This window comes from Frigoribacterium sp. PhB24 (assembly GCF_003755185.1).
In the GTDB taxonomy this organism is placed as follows: Bacteria; Actinomycetota; Actinomycetes; order Actinomycetales; family Microbacteriaceae; genus Frigoribacterium.
In genome coordinates this window covers 202,830-218,946 of sequence record NZ_RKIC01000013.1, presented here as the reverse complement: position 1 = coordinate 218,946, position 16,117 = coordinate 202,830, and the positions used below count along the sequence as shown (strand labels likewise).

Sequence of the window (16,117 nt, the reverse complement as noted above, 5' to 3'; positions counted from 1 at the left end):
CCTACACTGGGCGAATGGCCGACGAACTCACCGACGAGGAGTGGGTCGTCTGGGACTCCTTCTACGTCATGAGACGTCGCCTCGACCGTGCCCTCGAGCTCCGCCTGCAGAGCGACTCGGGCGTCTCCGCCCCCGAGTACGAGATCCTCGTCGGCCTGGGCCGGAGCAGCGACCGACGCTCGCGCGTCCGCGACATCGCCGAGCAGATTGGCTGGGAGAAGAGCCGGGTCAGCCACCAGGTCACCCGCATGGAGCGTCGGGGGTTGGTCCGTCGCACCGAGTGCGCGTCGGACGCACGCGGTACCTGGGTCGAGCTGACCCCGGACGGACGTCGGGCCATGCTCGCCGCGACCCGCGGGCACACGGCCGCGATCAAGAAGTACTTCGCCGACGTCCTCGGCGCGGACGCCGAGGTCGTCCAGGCCTTCTCGGGTCGCGTGCTCGAGGCGATCGGCACGGACGCGTCACCCGACGTCCACAGCTGACCCGCGCCTCCTCGTCGAGCCGGGGCGGACGGGAGAACCCGATCGGCGGACACCTCAGTGGAAGCGGTGGTCCTGGATGGTCATGCGCGGGCCGAACCTCGGCTTCGAGAACCCGCTTCCGGTGATCAGCCGCATGACGCGTTCGCGATGGCCACGCCACGGCTCGAGCAGTTCGAGCATGCCGTCGTCGTCGACGGGCCGGCCGACGAGCGCCCACCCGACGACGGCGGGCAGGTGGTAGTCACCCACGCTGGGACTGTCGGGGTCGCCGTGCGCCCGTTGGGTCGTCTCTGCGGCGGTCCAGACGCCCACACCGGGGATCGATCGCAGACGCCGCGCCACCTCGTCGCCGCCGCGACCGACGGACAGGGTGCGCTCGAGAGCCGGCGCCACGGCACAGACCCGCATGACGGTCGCCGACCGCTGCGGCCCGACGCCCGCCCGGTGCCACTCCCAGCTCGGGACGCGACGCCAGCCCTGGGCGTCGGGCGGCACGACGAGCCCCTCGGGTGCCGGACCGGGCGCCGGCGTGCCGTGACGACGCACGAGCTGCCGCCACGCGCGCCAGGCCTCGACGCTCGTCACCTTCTGCTCGAGGATCGCCGGGACGACGGCCTGCAGCACGAGGTTGGTGCGGGTGAGGCGTAGCCCCGGTTGACGCCGGTGGGCGTCGGCGAGGAACGCGTTCGCCGTGACGTCGAGCCCCGACCAGTCGTCGCCCCGACCGAGCAGTTCGGGCACGTGCTCGATCGCCCAGTCCGCACCCGGCCCCCACGCGTCCGCGCGGACGGACGAGGAGGCGCGGCTCGCCGACACGCACAGCGTCGCCTCGCCCGCCGGCGTGCGCAGGGCGAGCCAGATCCGGTCGCCGACGACACGGAACGAGGGATCGCCGGAGCCGCGGCTCAGGGGCCGCAGCGTGGCCCGGACGTCGACCGGGTGCACCGACGAGTAGACGGTGCCGAGGTGGCGGGCGCCCCCCTCAGCAGCGGCGCCGGCGTCCTCGAGCTGGTCCATGTCGCGATGGTAGACGCTACCGCCGACAGCTTTACCGTCATGGCTCATTTCGATGTGATATTTTCATGATCGCCCCTTGGCCGACCGTGGACGAGACGAAAGACGCCGAGCACACCGATGACGATCACCACGAGACCCGTGTCCGCACCCGCGAGCACGTGGAGCCCCTCCTCCGGGCGCGGCAGACCGAACCGCCACCACGGGCGCGACACCCACGGTCCGGGCGTCACCTCGCTGGTTCCCCCGGTCCGACGGGTCGCCGCCCGTCGCACGAAGCGGGCGATCGACGTCGTCGGCGCCCTCACCGCCCTGACCGTCCTTGCTCCCGCCCTCGTCCTGGTCGCCCTGGCCGTCCGACTCGACAGCCCGGGCCCGGTCCTCTACCGCCAGGTGCGCTGCGGTCTCGACGGCCGGACCTTCGAGATGCTCAAGTTCCGGTCGATGCACGACCGCGGTCGCGAGGCCACGATCCTCCCCGAGGCGAACGATGCCGACGGGCCGCTCTTCAAGCTCCGCGTCGACCCTCGGGTGACCCGGGTCGGTCGCGTGCTCCGCAGGCACTCGCTCGACGAGCTGCCACAACTGGTCAACGTCCTGCGGGGCGAGATGAGCCTGGTCGGGCCGCGCCCGGCCCTCCCGAACGAGGTCGCGCAGTACTGCGGCCGCGCCCACGAGCGGCTGCGGGTGCTGCCGGGGCTGACCGGCCCGTGGCAGGTCGGCGGACGCTCCGACCTCGACTGGGGCGCCGGGCTCGACCTCGACCTGCATTACGTCCACTCGTGGACCCCGGCGACCGACGGGCGGCTGCTCGTCAAGACGGTCGGTGCGGTCCTCAAGCCGGCCGGTGCGTACTGAGCCCGCTCACGACCACGATGCGGAGCCCCGATGACCGACTCCCACCCACGTCGGCAGCAAGGACCTCGAGGCGATCAGTCGGGCGAGTCGCTGAGCGAGCGCACCAAATCGGCGGCGACCGGCCCGAGCCCCCCGCCCGCCTCTCGGATCGACGCGGTGACGGCGGACGAGAACGAGCGCCACGCCCCCCTCGGCAGCGAGAAGCCGCAGGCGACGAGGCCGTGAGCGAGCCGGGGCTCGAGCAGGTCGAGCTCGCGCGCGAGCGACGGCGACTCCTCGGCGGACGCGAGCCGACGCAACAGTGGACGGACGCACGAGAGGGTCGCCAGGGTCGACGTCCGCCCCTCGGCACGCCGCATGATCGGATCGAGCCGCACGAGCATCGCCACGAGCTCGTCGCCCCGGCCGGCGCTCGGTGCCTCGACACGATCGGCCGACCACGACACGAGCGCCGCGTACAGGTCGCGGGCGCCGACGACGTCGGCCGGCCGGGGACGCGTCACCCGCGTGTGGCGGTTCGGTGCCAGGTCGACGAGCCCGGCCTCGTCGAGTCGCTCCAGCGCGGAGCGGATCGGAGTACGCGACACCCCGAGCCACGCGATGAGCTCGTCGTCGACGAGACGTTCGTCGGGGGCCAGCGTGCCGTCGAGGACCGCCGCGAGGACGAGGTCGTGGACGTCGTCGCTCAGACGTCGGCGGACGAGAGGGGCCTGGGTGCCGTGCCGCGCCCCGACGGCCGAGCCGGGTCGGCCGGGGACGGGCCCGCGGCCGACCCCGACGGTCGACCCGACCCCGACGGGGTCACCGGGACCCAGCCGACGGAGGCCCCGCGCCAGCACGTCCTCGAGCGCACGTCCTTCGCCGTCGGGCTCGAGGGCGAACCACCGACGCACCTCGTCCGTCACGTCGGCGACGATGCCGAGATCGGCCGTCGAGACGTCACGCAAGTGATGTCGCAGGGGCAGCGCCACACGCTCGGCGAACCGGACGGCGAGTCCGTCCCGGGCGCGTGCGGTCAGTGTCGTCCATACCGCCCGAGCCGCGTCGACGATCTCGTCGACGGGTGCTCGCGGCGACCGTGACGCCGTGGCGCAGGCCCCGGCCAGGACGCCGAGTCGTCGGTCGATCTCGGCGCGTTCTTCGTCGTCCCGCCCGGGGAGCGTCGACGTGGCCACCGCGCACAGCAGGGCGCACGCGGCCCCGAGCAGGTCGATGGCGGCCGCACGGCACGGGACGACCACACAGGCCGCCCGATGCGTCGTCGAGTCGACGAGACCGACGTGTCCGAGCTTCGCGACGGCGACCCGGATCGGCGTGCGCGAGACACCCAGCCACGCTTCGCAGTCGGCGTCGCGGAGGCGTTCGCCCGGCTGCAGGGTGCCGTCGAGGATGGCAGCGACGAGGTGGTCGAACACGGCGTCCTTGTGCAGACGGCGAGGGATGGCCGGACGGGTGGGGGACGGGACGGGCATCGACGCCTCTCTGCTGATGTCAGGTATTCCGGTCGTGATCATAAGGCATTCATGCCCTGTGCGTCGAGTAGTGGCCCGAGAAACTAGACTCCGTGGATGGCCACCCCGAAGATCGTGCTCTTCTACGCGTTCACGCCCCTGGCCGATCCCGACGCCGTCCGCCTGTGGCAGCGCGACCTGGCCGAGTCGCTCGACCTGACGGGCCGCGTGCTCGTCTCGCGCCACGGCGTCAACGGCACGCTCGGTGGCGACCTGCCCGACGTCAAACGCTGGCTCAAGAAGACTCGGCAGCACCCCGCGTTCGCGCAGCTCGACGTGAAGTGGAGCGAGGGCACCGGCAGCGACTTCCCCCGGTTGTCGGTCAGGGTGCGCGACGAGATCGTGACGTTCGGCGCCCCCGACGAGCTCGAGGTCGACGGGTCCGGCGTGGTGGGCACGGGCGTGCGGCTCTCCCCCGACGAGCTGCACGAACTCGTCGACCGCGAGCAGGTCACCTTCTTCGACGGGCGCAACGAATACGAGTCACGCATCGGCCGGTTCCGGGGCGCCGTCGTGCCCGACGTGGCCACCACCCGCGACTTCGTGGCCGAACTCGACAGCGGCCGCTACGACCACCTCAAGGACGAGCCCGTCGTCACCTATTGCACGGGTGGTGTGCGCTGCGAGGTGCTCTCGTCGCTCATGACGGCACGCGGCTTCTCGCGGGTCTATCAACTCGACGGGGGTGTCGTGCGGTACGGCGAGCGCTTCGGCGACGACGGCCTGTGGGACGGTTCGCTCTACGTCTTCGACGGTCGCGGCTCGGTCGAGTTCAGTGACCACGCGGCCGTGATCGGCCGCTGTGAGACCTGCGGCACCGCGACCAGTCGCATGCAGAACTGCGTCGACGTGCAGTGCCGAGAGCAACTGGTCGCCTGCGAGGGGTGCGGTGCGCGAGGCGACGTGACCTGCGACCGGCACCGCGCCTCCGGCGCTGTGACCGTCGTCGGGCCTCCGGCGTAGGGTCCCCGGCATGACTGAGACCAACGACAGCAGCAAGATCGGCGAGGTCCTCGACGCGGGCCGCATCGGCATCCTCACGACGCAGAGCAGCCACGGCCACCTGGTGAGCCGCCCCCTCGCGCTCGTCGACCGCGACTTCGACGGCAAGGTGTACTTCTTCACGCGCGACCCCTCCCCCAAGGTCGACGACGTGAAGGCGCACCCGCAGGTGAACGTCGCGGTCGAGACCGGCAAGGGCTACCTGTCGCTCGCGGGCACGGCGTCGGTCGTGAAGGACTCCGCGCTCATCGACGACCTGTGGACCACCGGCGCCGAGGCCTGGTTCGACCAGGGCCGCGACGACCCGAGCGTGGCCCTGCTCGAGGTGGACGTCGACACGGCCGAGTACTGGGTCAGCAACGAGCCCAAGGCCGTCACCCTCTTCAAGTACGCCAAGGCGGCCGTGACCGGCGGGCACCCGAAGAACGTCGCCGACACCGGCACCGTCTCGCTCTAGCCGAGGAGGCGCGGCGCGGGTCGTGCGCGGCGACCCGCGTCCCGGGCGACGCCGGTCGTCGCCGGGGTCACCCGCAGCTGACGGTCTGGCCGTCGCCGTTCACGTAGTCGCCCGGACCGAGCTGGGCGCACGCCGTCGCCAGTTGTGAGAAGTAGTCGAAGGCCGCGATCGCGTACACGAGGCTCAGGACGATGACGATCGAGGCGACGATCATGCCGGTCAGGGCGAGGGTGGCCGGTCGGCCGGCGGCACGTGCCCGGCGGGCGGCGACGATGCCGAAGACCAGTCCCAGGGGCGCGAAGAAGAGACCGAAGACGATCGAGGCGATCGCCAGGCCGCGTCCCTCGTCGTCCGTGCGCGGCGGCGCGGACGACCAGTCGTCGTCTGCGGGGAAGAAGTACGAGCCGAGGCCCGCGTTCTCGGGGCGGGCGACGGTCGAGGCCCCGTCGTCGGACAGGGCCTCGGGCACCGGCGCCCAGACCTGGCGACCGTCGGAGTCCCAGGCGGGCGCGGCGGGCGGCTGCTCGGAGGTCTGCGGGACGGACGGTCGCCGCACGACGGGCTGCTGCGAGGCGCCGGACGGATCGAGCGGCCAGCCGTGGTCGGCCGTGACCGTCTCGGGGCGCACCGGCCGCGGCGGACCGAACGGGAACTCGCCCCGATCGGGCTCGGTCGGCGCGGGCCGGGTGAAGCGTGCCCACGGCGACGGCGGGCGCCCCGACTGCTCGTTGCTCATGCAGGCGAGGGTAGTACGGCCGCCTGCGCGACCTGGCCGGGCGGCGACCGGCGTCGCGGACAGGTGCCGCGCCTCCTCGTGGTCCATGATGGGTCTCGACCTCGGCCCGTCGATCGGGCCCCTCGATGCGATGGAGCCCCTCGATGCGAATCGGTATCCTCACCAGCGGCGGCGACTGCCCCGGTCTCAACGCGGTCATCCGCGGAGCAGTGCTCAAGGGCACGCAGATCCACGGGCAGGAGTTCGTCGGGTTCCGTGACGGGTGGCGAGGCGTCGTCGACGGCGACGTGATGCCGCTCACGCGGAAAGAGATCCAGGGCATCGCGAAGCAGGGCGGCACGATCCTCGGCACGAGCCGCACCAACCCGTTCGAGGGCGACGGCGGTGTCGACCGCATCGCCGAGAACATGGAACGCTTCGGCATCGACGCCATGATCGCCATCGGCGGCGAGGGCACCTTGGCCGCGGCCAAGCGACTGACCGACGCGGGGCTGAAGATCGTCGGCGTGCCCAAGACCGTCGACAACGACCTCGGGGCGACCGACTACACCTTCGGCTTCGACACCGCCGTGCAGATCGCCACCGACGCGATGGACCGCCTCCGCACCACGGGCGACTCCCACAGCCGCTGCATGGTCGCCGAGGTCATGGGTCGGCACGTGGGGTGGATCGCCCTGCACTCGGGCATGGCCGCGGGTGCGCACGCGATCCTCATCCCCGAGCAGGCGACGAGCATGGACCAGATCGTCGAGTGGGTGCAGTCCGCCTACGACCGGGGGCGCGCACCGTTGGTCGTCGTCGCCGAGGGCTTCGTGCCCGACCACGAGAGCGACGTCCACTCGGAACGCGGCCTCGACGCCTTCGGCCGTCCCCGACTCGGCGGCATCGGCGAGCGCCTCGCTCCCGTCATCGAGGAGCGCACGGGCATCGAGACCCGCGCGACGACGCTGGGCCACATCCAGCGCGGCGGCACGCCCACCTCGTACGACCGCGTGCTCGCGACGCGCCTCGGCATGGCGGCGAGCGACGCGGTCGTCGAGGGACGCTGGGGCCGCATGGTCGCCCTGCGCGGCACCGAGATCGTGCACGTGTCGTTCGAGGAGGCCCTCGACAGCCTCAAGGTCGTCCCGCAGAACCGGTACGACGAGGCCGCGATCCTCTTCGGGTGAGGTGGGGGCCGCGGACGCGTCTCCGGTCCTGACCGGGTCGGGTCACCGTCGACGGCTCCTCCCCAGGCGTGACCGCCCCGAAGGCGCCCCGGGTCCGTCGCGCAGGCGATGTGCATCCAGCCGGACTCTGCCAGGCTCGACACATGATCACGTTCATCGTGGTGGGGGCGATCGGGCTCCTGCTCCTGCTCGTCAGCATCGTCGTGGGCGACCTGCTCGACGTCTTCGACGTCGGCGACGGGCTCGTCTCGGGTGTCGCCCTGGGCGCCGCGCTGGCCATCTTCGGGCTCGCCGGGATCGTCACGTCGCAGACCGACCTCGCCCCGGGGTGGACGTACGCCGTCGCCGTCGGCATGGCTCTCGTCGCGCTCGTGCTGATCCAGCTCGTCGTCCGCCGCGTGACGCGCCGCGAGAGCGGCGGCCACTGGTCGCCCGTCGGGTTCATCGGCGTCACGACCGAGGCCACCGGCCCGGCCGGCGGCGAGGTGCGGCTCGACGACGTCCGTGAGCTCGAGCGGCGACTCGCGACCAGTGCCGCGCGCATCGAACGCGGCGTCCGCGTCCGCGTCGTGGCCGAGAACGGCCCCCGCGTGCAGGTCGAGGCACTCGACGCCGGCGACGCCCCCGCGTCACGTGATCCCCAGACCAACTGAAAGGAAGCCCCGTGGACTTCATCTCATCCAACGTCAGCGTCGTCGCCATCGTCGTCGCCGTCGTCATCGTGCTCGCCCTGCTGTCGTTCGTCGCCAGCCGCGTCCGTCGCGTCCCGCCGAACGAGGCGCTGATCGTGGTCGGCCGTGGCGCCGAGCGTTCCGAGGGCGGGGGCATCTCGAGCCCGCAGAAGGTCATCATCGGCGGTCGCACGTTCGTCTGGCCGATCTTCCAAGAGGGCTTCAAGCTGTCGCTCGAGCAGTACCAGACCCCGGTCGAGGTGCAGGCGATCGACGCCAACTACATCCGCACCGCCGTGAAGGCGACGGTCAACTTCAAGGTGACCGGCACCGAGGACGGCGTGCGTCGCGCCGCCCAGCGCTACCTGCTGCAGCAGCAGCAGCTCCCCGTCATCGTGCAGCAGTCGCTCGAGGGCTCGATCCGCGGTCTCATCGGTGGCCAACCGGTCGACGACCTGGTCAAGAACTTCTCGCGCCTCGCCGCCGACGCCGTGAACGAGACGAAGGGCGAGCTCGCCGAGCTCGGCCTGCAGATCGAGACGATGAACATCCGCGAGATCGAGACCCCGGGCAGCACCTACCTCGCCGACCGCGGACGCGCCGAGGCAGCCGTCGCCAAGCAGAACGCCGACGTCGCCGAGGCCGAGGCCGAGCGCATCGCCGCCCTGGCCCGCATCGGCAACACCCAGCAGACGGCCGAGCGCCAGCTGCAGCTCGACGTGCGCCAGGCGCAGATCAAGGCCGAGACGGACCGGGCACAGGCAGAGGCCGCGGCCGCCGGTGAGCTCGCCCGGGCCATGCAAGACAAGCTCGTCGCCGAACAAGAGAGCATCGCCGTCGCCGAGCAGGCCAAGGTCAACCAGGAGCGACTCAACATCGAGGTGCGTCAGCCCGCCGAGGCCGCGGCCTACGCGTCCGTGCAGAACGCCGAGGCCGAGCGCGACGCCGCGAACGCCGCCGTCGAGGCCGAGGCGTTCCGACGCACTCAGCTCGCCGACGCGGCCCGCAACGCGGCCGAGAACGAGGCTGCGGCGGTCGAGGCCGCCGGTCGGGCCGAGGCCGCGGCGATCAAGGCCAAGGGTCTCGCCGAGGCCGAGGCGGTCGACGCCCTGGCCGAGGCACAGGGCAAGTTCGGTCAGGCGGCGCTCGCGTCGCAGGTGATCTCCCGCCTGCCCGAGATCGCCCGCGAGATGGCGGCCCCGATGGGCAACATCGATGCCCTGACGGTGGTCTCGACCGATGGCGCCAACGAGCTGACCAAGTCCGTCGCCAACAACATGACGCAACTGCAGGACGTCGTGAAGGCCACGACGGGGCTCGACCTCGTCAGCGCGCTGGGCGGTTTCCTCGGGGGCAAGGCCGGGGCGACCGGCCCCGGCGATCGCGCCTGACCGACCCCGCGTAGCCTCGGTCGCATGCGTGCGATCGTGGTCGAGAAAGACAGGGCCGCCGAGCTGAGAGAGCTCGACGAGCCGGTCGCCGGGCCAGATGACGTCGTCGTCGACGTCACCTGGTCCGGCGTCAACTACAAAGACGGCCTCGCCCTGCGCGGCGACCCTGGGGTCGCCCGGGTCGACCCTCTCGTGCCCGGCATCGACCTGGTCGGTGTCGTGGCGTCCTCGGGGTCGTCGCGCTTCGCGCCGGGTGACGAGGTGCTCGTCAACGGTGCCGGTCACGGCGAGACGAGGCCCGGTGGCTTCGCCGAACGCGTCGTGGTCGATCCCGGCAGCGCCGTGTCGCTTCCCCGGGGCATCGACGGGCGGCGTGCCGCCGCCATCGGCACGGCGGGTTTCACGGCCATGCTCAGCGTCCTCCGGCTCGAACGCGACGTCCGCCCCGACGACGGCGACGTCGTGGTGACCGGGGCGGCCGGAGGCGTCGGATCGGTGGCGATCGCGCTCTTGAGCGGTCTCGGGTACTCGGTCAGCGCCTCCTCGGGTCGCATCGCCGAGCAGGGCGACTACCTGCGCTCGCTCGGGGCATCCGAGCTCATCGACCGCGACGAGCTGTCCGGCGAAGGCAAGCCGATGCAGCGAGCCCGCTGGGCCGGCGGCGTCGACTCGGTCGGCAGCCACACCCTCGGCACGGTCCTGGCGCAGACCCGCTGGGGCGGCACGGTGACGGCCTGCGGGCTCGCCCAGGGCGCCGACCTGCCGACCACCGTGCTGCCGTTCATCCTGCGGGGGGTGACCCTGGCCGGCGTCAACTCGGTCGAAGCGCCTCTCGAGCTGCGTGAGCGTGCCTGGGACCGGCTGGCGCGAGACCTCGACCTCGACCTGCTCGATTCGATGACCGACGAGGTCGCGCTGGCCGACGTCGTCGGTGCCGGCGAGGCGATCCTGGCGGGCCGGACTCGTGGCCGAACGGTCGTACGGGTCGCCGCGCCGCGAATCTAGAACTCCGGATCACTCATACGTACTCAGCCCTCAGGTTTATGCTCGACATGTCGGCGACCGGTTCAGGCCCGGGTCGACGAACCCGACCGACCACGGTGCTGCGCGCCGTCGACCGTCGGCACCTGACCGCACACACGACGGAGGCCCCCGATGCCGATCCCCCAGAACGACGACCAGACGCCCGCACCCCGCCGCCTGTTGCGCGACGTCGTCTACGACAAGATGTTCGCCGCCATCCTCGACGGCACTCTCGAGTTCGGTGAGCGCCTGAACGACGACCAGCTCGTCGCCTGGCTCGGTGTCTCTCGCACGCCCGTCCGCGAAGCCATCGCCAAACTCGCCGACCAGGCGTTGGTCGACATCGAGGCCAACCGCTACACGCGCATCGTCGACCCGTCGTACGACGAGTTCGTCGACACCGTCGACGTCGGTTACGCCGTCTGGTCGCTCTTCGTCGAGCGTGCCGTGCCCAAGCTCGACAAGGCGCAGCGCGCCGAGGTCGTCGGGCTGCTCGACGCACGCGCCAAGGCGTACAAGGCCAAGAAAGAGGAGGACGTCAGTGGTCTCGTGCGGGCCAACGAGATCCTGCTGGCCGCGGCCGACAGCGAGTCCCTGACGCGGCTGTGGTCGAACACGGGCCCGCGCCTGCTGCTGGTGCTGCGCCGCCCCACGGCCAACGGCATCGTCGACAACGAGCAGGCGCACGCCTTCTCCGTGGCGTTCCGCGACGCGGTCAAGGCCGACGACGCCAAGGCGGCCGCCGCAGCCGTGCGTGAGCAACCCGAACGCCTTCAGGGCCTGTTCGACCGGGTGCGCGAGGCGGGCATCTACCGCGCGTGACCTCTGCTCCCCCGGCGGCCGCCCCGGTGCCGCCCGTGCTCGACGTGGTCGGTGCACGGGTGACCCGGGGCGGTCGCGACCTGGTGCACGACGTGTCCCTGAGGGTCGGCGCCGGTGAGCACTGGGCGCTGATCGGCCCGAACGGAGCCGGTAAGACCACCCTGCTCACGCTGTGCGGTGCGCTCGGCCACCCGACCGCGGGCACGGTCGAGGTGCTCGGCCGCCGACTGGGACGCGTCGAGCTGAGCGAGCTGCGGCGTCAGATCGGCCACGTGGACCCGCGTCACCGCATGGCCGGCGACAACAGCGTGCGCGAGGTCGTGCTCACCGGGCTGACGGGCAGCAGCGACCCGGTGCCCCGCTGGTCACCCACCGACGAGCAGGAGGCGCGGGTCGTCGACCTTGTCGCCGGCGTCGGCCTCTCGTCCCGTCTCTCGGCACGGTGGAGCGTGCTGTCCCAGGGCGAACGAGGGCGGGTCCTGATCGCCCGCGCCCTCGTCGCGCAGCCCGCGCTGCTGCTGCTCGACGAACCGGCGACCGGTCTCGACGTCGCGGCCCGGGAGCATCTGCTCGACACGGTCGACGACCTGCGGACGGCCCACCCCGAGATGGCCTCGGTGACCGTGACCCACCACCTCGAGGACCTGCCGAGCAGCACGTCGCACGCCCTGCTGCTCCGCGACGGCGAGGTCGTCGCGACCGGCACGGCCGACGAGGTGCTGACGTCCGACCTCGTGTCGGGTGCTTTCGACCACCCGCTCGTCATCGACCGCGTCGAAGGTCGCTGGACCGCCCGGGCCCGCCGACGCTGACCGGGGGCCCGGCACGCCGGGTCACGCCCGGTCGTGCGTCGGCGGCAGAGGCCGCCTAGTGCGGCGTCTCGGCGGCCGCGGCGGCCTTCGCCGCGGCCGGCACGGCGTCGAGGATGCGTGACACCACGTCGTCGTCGTGGGCGGCCGTGACGAACCACGCCTCGAACACCGACGGTGGCAGGTTGACGCCGGCGTCGAGCATGGCGTGGAAGAACGGCGGGTAACGCCAGGCCTGCTGTGCCCGGACGTCGTCGTAGTCGATCGGGGCCGTCGGCGCGAACGCGAACGAGAAGAGGGAGCCGGCCCGCTGGACGCTGTGCTCGACCCCTTCGGCCGACAGGGCAGCCGAGACCCCGGTCGACAGCTGGTCCGCCACGGTGTCGAGCCGGGCGTAGACCTCTGGCGTCGCGAGACGGAGCGTGGCGATGCCGGCGGCGACGGCCACGGGGTTGCCGCTCAGAGTTCCCGCCTGGTAGACCGGCCCCAGGGGGGCGAGGAAGTCCATCACCTCGGCGCGGCCACCCAGGGCCGCCAGTGGCATGCCCCCGCCGATGACCTTGCCGAAGGTGATCAGGTCGGGTTCCCACCCGGCACCGTCGGGCACCACCTGCGACGCCTCGAGGCCCCACCAACCGGCACGGCCGACCCGGAAGCCGGTGAGCACCTCGTCGACGATCAGGAGCGAGCCGTGGCGTCGCGTGATCTCGGAGAGGCTGCGGTTGAAGCCGCGTTGCGGGGCGAGCACCCCCATGTTGGCGGCCGCCGCCTCGACGATGACCGCCGCGATGCGGGGGCCGTGCTCGTCGAACGCCGCCCGCACGGCGTCGAGGTCGTTGTACGGCAGCACGAGGGTCTGGGCCGCGGTCTCGGCGGTGATGCCGGCCGAGCCGGGCATCGACAGGGTGGCGACGCCCGAGCCGGCCTCGGCCAGCAGTGAGTCGGAGTGCCCGTGGTAGTGCCCGGCGAACTTCACGAGAAGGTCGCGACCGGTGTAGCCGCGGGCCAGGCGGATGGCCGTCATGGTGGCCTCGGTGCCGGTCGAGACCATGCGGATCTTGCCGATGGGGCGCTGGTCGCCGACGGCGACGCGTTCGCGGACCAGCTCGGCGAGCTCGGTCTCGGCGGGCGTCGAGGCGCCGAACGAGAGACCGCGGGCGGCCGCCTGCTGCACCGCCTCGAGCACCTCGGGGTGCGTGTGTCCGAGGATCGCCGGCCCCCACGAGGCGACGAGGTCGACGTAGTCACGACCCTCGGCGTCCGTGACGTAGGCGCCCTTGGCCCCCACCAGGAACCGCGGCGTCCCACCGACCGAGCCGTACGCTCGGACCGGCGAGTTGACGCCACCCGGGATCGACCGCTTGGCCCGGGTGAAGTAGGTGTCGTTGCTCTGCTCGGTCATCAGAACCGCTCTCTCTGGAGGCGCGTGGCCAGTTCGGTGGCCCAGTACGTCAAGATGGCGTCGGCTCCCGCGCGCTTGATCGACAGGACGCTCTCGTAGGACGCGGCGTCGAGGTCGATCCATCCGTTCGCCGCGGCCGCCTGGATCATCGCGTACTCACCGCTGATCTGGTACGCCCAGACCGGCACCGTGCTGGTCGCGGCGGTCTCGGCGAGGACGTCGAGATAGCTCATGGCCGGCTTGACCATGACGACGTCGGCACCCTCGGCGATGTCGAGGTCGACCTCGCGGAGGCCCTCGCGTCCGTTGGCCGCGTCCATCTGGTAGGTGCGGCGGTCGCCGACGAGTGTCGACCGGACGGCCTCGCGGAAAGGCCCGTAGAAGGCCGACGCGTACTTGGCGGCGTAGGCGAGCAGTGCCGTGCCGCCGAAGCCGGCCTCGTCGAGGGCGTCGCGTGCCGAGCCGATCTGACCGTCCATCATGCCGCTCATACCGATGAGCTGCGAGCCGGCCTCGGCCTGGACGACCGCCATCTCGTCGTAGCGCACGAGGGTGGCGTCGTTGTCGACGGAGCCGTCGGCGGCGAGTACGCCGCAGTGGCCGTGGTCGGTGAACTCGTCGAGGCAGAGGTCGGTCTGCACGACGAGCGCGCCCTGCGCGGCGTCGACGGCCACGCGGGTGGCGACGTTGAGGATGCCCTCGGGATCGGTCGCGCCCGAACCGACGGCGTCCTTCTCGAGCGGGACACCGAACAGCATGACGCCGCCGACGCCGGCTTCGGCCGCCTGCTCGATCGCCCGGGGCAGGCTCGACAGGCTGTGGTGCACCACTCCCGGCATGGACGAGATCGGGGCCGGTTCGTCGATGCCCTCGCGGACGAACATCGGCAGGACGAGGTCGGCCGGGTGCAGGCGGGTCTCGGCGGTCAGGCGGCGCAGGGCGGGGGTGGCGCGCAGGCGGCGAGGCCGCACGCGGGGGAAATCGGACATCAGTCCTTCTCGGTGGGGGGTGTTCCGGCGGACGGACCGTCGAGGGCGTGGTCCACCACGGCCTCGACGAGGGCCGCCGCCGATCGGGTCTCGGCGATCAGGTGCACGGGGAGTCCCGCGGCACGGGCGTCGAAGGCGGTGCGCGGGCCGATGCACGCGACGAGGGTCGCCACGGGCAGGGGTGCCAGCTGGGCGGCGATCTGACGGGCCACGCTGCCCGAGGTGACGAGCAGAACGCCGATCGAGCCGTCGGCGACGCCGTGGCGCACCTCGTCCGACACGGGCACGCCGACCGTCCGGTAGGCCGAGACGAACTCGGCGTCGAAGCCTCGGGTCGACAGCCCGGCGACGAGGGTCGGCTCGGCGAGGTCGGACTGGGGCACGAGCACACGGCCGGTGACCTCGTCGGCCGGCCACTCTTTGACGAGTCCGCGGGCGGAGTTGTCACCCTCGGGTACGAAGTCGACGCGGATGCCCGCCAGGCCCAGGGCTGCCGCGGTGGTCTCGCCGACCGCGGCGACCCGGGTGGACGCGGGAGGGCGGATGCCGTTGCCGACCAGCACGTCGACCGTCGTGGCGCTGGTGACGACGAGCCACTCGTAGACCCCGGACTCGAGGCGGGCGAGCGCCGCGGCGAGCAGCTCGGGCGTCTCGGCCGGGGCGAAGTTGATCAGGGGCGCGATCACGGGTGCCGCACCGTGCGACCGCAGCGAGGCCGCGACGCCGTCCCCCCATTTCCCGCCTCGCGGAACGAGGACTCGGACGCCCTTGAGCGGCTTGTCGGCCGTCACGAGGCGCTGCCCAGGGGGTCACCGCCGGAGGGTCCGCCACCCAACGGGGCGAACTCGGCCGCGCCCGAGTCGAGCAGTTCGTCGACCACCCGACCGGCGACCTCGTGGACGTCGGCGAGTCGCGCGACGAGCGGGCCGTCGTCGAGCGAGACGGCGTGCGACGAGCTGAGGCGTCGGCTGCCGTCGGGGCTGTAGACCGTCGCGCTGAGCAACAGCAATCCGGCGTCGACGACCGCGCTCGCGCCCACGGGCGCCGCGCAACCGGCCTCGAGACCGGCCAGCACGGCACGCTCGGCCGTGACCACGAGGCGGGTCTCGTCGTCTTCGATGGCGGCCAGCCCCCGGGCGAGCGCCTCGTCCGGGTCGTCCTCGCGGACCTCGACGGCCAGCGAACCCTGACCCGGCGCGCTGGGCCAGAAGCCGAGCCCGAGCAGTTCGGTCGCGGCGTCGAGCCGCCCGAGACGTCCGAGGCCGGCGGCGCTCAGCAACACGGCGTCGAGGTCGTCGCCGACGCGACCGAGCCGCGTGTCGACGTTGCCGCGGATGTCGACGACCTCGAGGTCGGGGCGTCGCGAGAGCAGCTGGGCGGCACGGCGCGGGGAGCCCGTGCCGACGCGTGCCCCCGCGGGCAGCCCTTCGAGGGTCAACCCGTCGCGGGCGCAGAGGGCGTCGCGGGCGTCCGCCCGGCCGGGCGTGGCGCCGATGACGAGGCCGGGGTGCGTGGCGGTGGGGAGGTCCTTGAGCGAGTGCACCAGCGCGTCGCACTCGTCGGCGAGCAACGCCTCGCGCAGGGCGCTGGCGAAGACGCCCGTGCCACCGAGCGAGGCGAGGGACTCGCCCGTGCCCTGCGAACGATCGCCCTCGGTCTTGATGCGGACGAGCTCGACGTCGTGACCGGTCGCGGTCGCGATGCGTTCGGCGACGGTGGTCGACTGGGCGACGGCCAGCGCGCTGCCCCGGGTGCCGATGCGGATGGTCGCCACGGGG

The 16,117-nt window shown here is 72.4% G+C and carries 17 protein-coding genes; 10 read left to right on the top strand and 7 right to left on the bottom strand.

From position 1 onward, the window contains the following. Positions 1-14 precede the first annotated feature (14 nt). A complete protein-coding gene (locus EDF50_RS12760; protein ID WP_158612715.1) occupies positions 15-485 on the top strand; it encodes a MarR family winged helix-turn-helix transcriptional regulator in 471 nt (156 codons plus the stop codon). Positions 486-539: 54 nt separating this feature from the next. Here EDF50_RS12760 and EDF50_RS12755 read toward each other — a convergent pair whose 3' ends face one another. Next, on the bottom strand, positions 540-1,502 hold the full coding sequence (locus EDF50_RS12755; RefSeq protein WP_233570629.1) for a DNA-3-methyladenine glycosylase: 963 nt from the start codon (positions 1,500-1,502) through the stop codon (positions 540-542). Between the two features lie 117 nt (positions 1,503-1,619). Here EDF50_RS12755 and EDF50_RS12750 point away from each other — a divergent pair, with 117 nt between their 5' ends. Then, positions 1,620-2,357, top strand: coding sequence for a sugar transferase (locus EDF50_RS12750; protein ID WP_123519904.1), 738 nt, complete (start codon positions 1,620-1,622; stop codon positions 2,355-2,357). A gap of 74 nt (positions 2,358-2,431) precedes the next feature. On the opposite strand, the gene EDF50_RS17000 is transcribed toward EDF50_RS12750, so the two are convergent. Continuing rightward, positions 2,432-3,829, bottom strand: coding sequence for a GntR family transcriptional regulator (locus tag EDF50_RS17000; RefSeq protein WP_233570628.1), 1,398 nt, complete (start codon positions 3,827-3,829; stop codon positions 2,432-2,434). A 96-nt stretch (positions 3,830-3,925) separates the two neighbouring features. Between EDF50_RS17000 and EDF50_RS12735 the strand changes: the two genes are divergently transcribed. After that, positions 3,926-4,831: a rhodanese-related sulfurtransferase gene (locus EDF50_RS12735; protein WP_123519903.1), complete on the top strand. Its 906-nt coding sequence runs from the start codon at positions 3,926-3,928 to the stop codon at positions 4,829-4,831. A gap of 10 nt (positions 4,832-4,841) precedes the next feature. Beyond that, positions 4,842-5,327: a pyridoxamine 5'-phosphate oxidase family protein gene (locus EDF50_RS12730; RefSeq protein ID WP_123519902.1), complete on the top strand. Its 486-nt coding sequence runs from the start codon at positions 4,842-4,844 to the stop codon at positions 5,325-5,327. Positions 5,328-5,394: 67 nt separating this feature from the next. On the opposite strand, the gene EDF50_RS12725 is transcribed toward EDF50_RS12730, so the two are convergent. Continuing rightward, positions 5,395-6,063, bottom strand: coding sequence for a DUF4190 domain-containing protein (locus EDF50_RS12725; protein WP_123519901.1), 669 nt, complete (start codon positions 6,061-6,063; stop codon positions 5,395-5,397). 143 nt (positions 6,064-6,206) lie between these two features. Between EDF50_RS12725 and EDF50_RS12720 the strand changes: the two genes are divergently transcribed. The 6 genes from EDF50_RS12720 (at position 6,207) to EDF50_RS12695 (ending at position 11,951) form a co-directional block, all read left to right on the top strand. After that, on the top strand, positions 6,207-7,232 hold the full coding sequence (locus EDF50_RS12720; RefSeq protein ID WP_043596536.1) for a 6-phosphofructokinase: 1,026 nt from the start codon (positions 6,207-6,209) through the stop codon (positions 7,230-7,232). Between the two features lie 143 nt (positions 7,233-7,375). Further along, positions 7,376-7,885, top strand: a complete 510-nt coding sequence (locus EDF50_RS12715; RefSeq protein ID WP_123519900.1) for a hypothetical protein — start codon at positions 7,376-7,378, stop codon at positions 7,883-7,885. Between the two features lie 11 nt (positions 7,886-7,896). Beyond that, positions 7,897-9,294 (top strand): SPFH domain-containing protein, encoded by a 1,398-nt coding sequence (locus EDF50_RS12710; protein ID WP_123519899.1) that lies wholly within the window; start codon positions 7,897-7,899, stop codon positions 9,292-9,294. A gap of 24 nt (positions 9,295-9,318) precedes the next feature. Continuing rightward, positions 9,319-10,299: an MDR family oxidoreductase gene (locus EDF50_RS12705; RefSeq protein ID WP_123519898.1), complete on the top strand. Its 981-nt coding sequence runs from the start codon at positions 9,319-9,321 to the stop codon at positions 10,297-10,299. 150 nt (positions 10,300-10,449) lie between these two features. Further along, on the top strand, positions 10,450-11,139 hold the full coding sequence (locus EDF50_RS12700) for a GntR family transcriptional regulator (RefSeq protein WP_123519897.1): 690 nt from the start codon (positions 10,450-10,452) through the stop codon (positions 11,137-11,139). Next, a complete protein-coding gene (locus EDF50_RS12695) occupies positions 11,136-11,951 on the top strand; it encodes an ABC transporter ATP-binding protein (protein ID WP_233570627.1) in 816 nt (271 codons plus the stop codon). Before EDF50_RS12700 ends, EDF50_RS12695 begins: the two co-directional genes overlap by 4 nt. A 55-nt stretch (positions 11,952-12,006) precedes the next feature. On the opposite strand, the gene hemL is transcribed toward EDF50_RS12695, so the two are convergent. Genes hemL through hemC form a run of 4 tightly spaced genes read right to left on the bottom strand, consistent with a single transcriptional unit; the run spans position 12,007 to position 16,113 of the window. Further along, a complete protein-coding gene (gene hemL / locus EDF50_RS12690) occupies positions 12,007-13,350 on the bottom strand; it encodes a glutamate-1-semialdehyde 2,1-aminomutase (protein ID WP_123519896.1) in 1,344 nt (447 codons plus the stop codon). Further along, positions 13,350-14,339, bottom strand: coding sequence for a porphobilinogen synthase (gene hemB / locus EDF50_RS12685; RefSeq protein WP_123519895.1), 990 nt, complete (start codon positions 14,337-14,339; stop codon positions 13,350-13,352). The genes hemL and hemB overlap by 1 nt, the downstream gene beginning before the upstream one ends. After that, positions 14,339-15,130: a uroporphyrinogen-III synthase gene (locus EDF50_RS12680; protein ID WP_123519894.1), complete on the bottom strand. Its 792-nt coding sequence runs from the start codon at positions 15,128-15,130 to the stop codon at positions 14,339-14,341. Before EDF50_RS12680 ends, hemB begins: the two co-directional genes overlap by 1 nt. Next, the gene (gene hemC / locus EDF50_RS12675; RefSeq protein WP_123519893.1) at positions 15,127-16,113 is read right to left on the bottom strand and encodes a hydroxymethylbilane synthase; all 987 of its coding nucleotides are present in this window, start codon (positions 16,111-16,113) and stop codon (positions 15,127-15,129) included. The genes EDF50_RS12680 and hemC overlap by 4 nt, the downstream gene beginning before the upstream one ends. Between the last annotated feature and the right edge of the window lie 4 nt (positions 16,114-16,117).

Coding starts and splice junctions, on each gene's coding strand:
- hemL (WP_123519896.1), bottom strand. CDS start 13,350: ATGACCGAGCAGAGCAACGACACCTACTTCACCCGGGCCAAGCGGTCG.
- EDF50_RS12700 (WP_123519897.1), top strand. CDS start 10,450: ATGCCGATCCCCCAGAACGACGACCAGACGCCCGCACCCCGCCGCCTG.
- EDF50_RS12705 (WP_123519898.1), top strand. CDS start 9,319: ATGCGTGCGATCGTGGTCGAGAAAGACAGGGCCGCCGAGCTGAGAGAG.
- EDF50_RS17000 (WP_233570628.1), bottom strand. CDS start 3,829: ATGCCCGTCCCGTCCCCCACCCGTCCGGCCATCCCTCGCCGTCTGCAC.
- EDF50_RS12720 (WP_043596536.1), top strand. CDS start 6,207: ATGCGAATCGGTATCCTCACCAGCGGCGGCGACTGCCCCGGTCTCAAC.
- hemB (WP_123519895.1), bottom strand. CDS start 14,339: ATGTCCGATTTCCCCCGCGTGCGGCCTCGCCGCCTGCGCGCCACCCCC.
- EDF50_RS12735 (WP_123519903.1), top strand. CDS start 3,926: ATGGCCACCCCGAAGATCGTGCTCTTCTACGCGTTCACGCCCCTGGCC.
- EDF50_RS12750 (WP_123519904.1), top strand. CDS start 1,620: ATGACGATCACCACGAGACCCGTGTCCGCACCCGCGAGCACGTGGAGC.
- EDF50_RS12715 (WP_123519900.1), top strand. CDS start 7,376: ATGATCACGTTCATCGTGGTGGGGGCGATCGGGCTCCTGCTCCTGCTC.
- EDF50_RS12730 (WP_123519902.1), top strand. CDS start 4,842: ATGACTGAGACCAACGACAGCAGCAAGATCGGCGAGGTCCTCGACGCG.
- EDF50_RS12725 (WP_123519901.1), bottom strand. CDS start 6,063: ATGAGCAACGAGCAGTCGGGGCGCCCGCCGTCGCCGTGGGCACGCTTC.
- EDF50_RS12755 (WP_233570629.1), bottom strand. CDS start 1,502: ATGGACCAGCTCGAGGACGCCGGCGCCGCTGCTGAGGGGGGCGCCCGC.
- EDF50_RS12760 (WP_158612715.1), top strand. CDS start 15: ATGGCCGACGAACTCACCGACGAGGAGTGGGTCGTCTGGGACTCCTTC.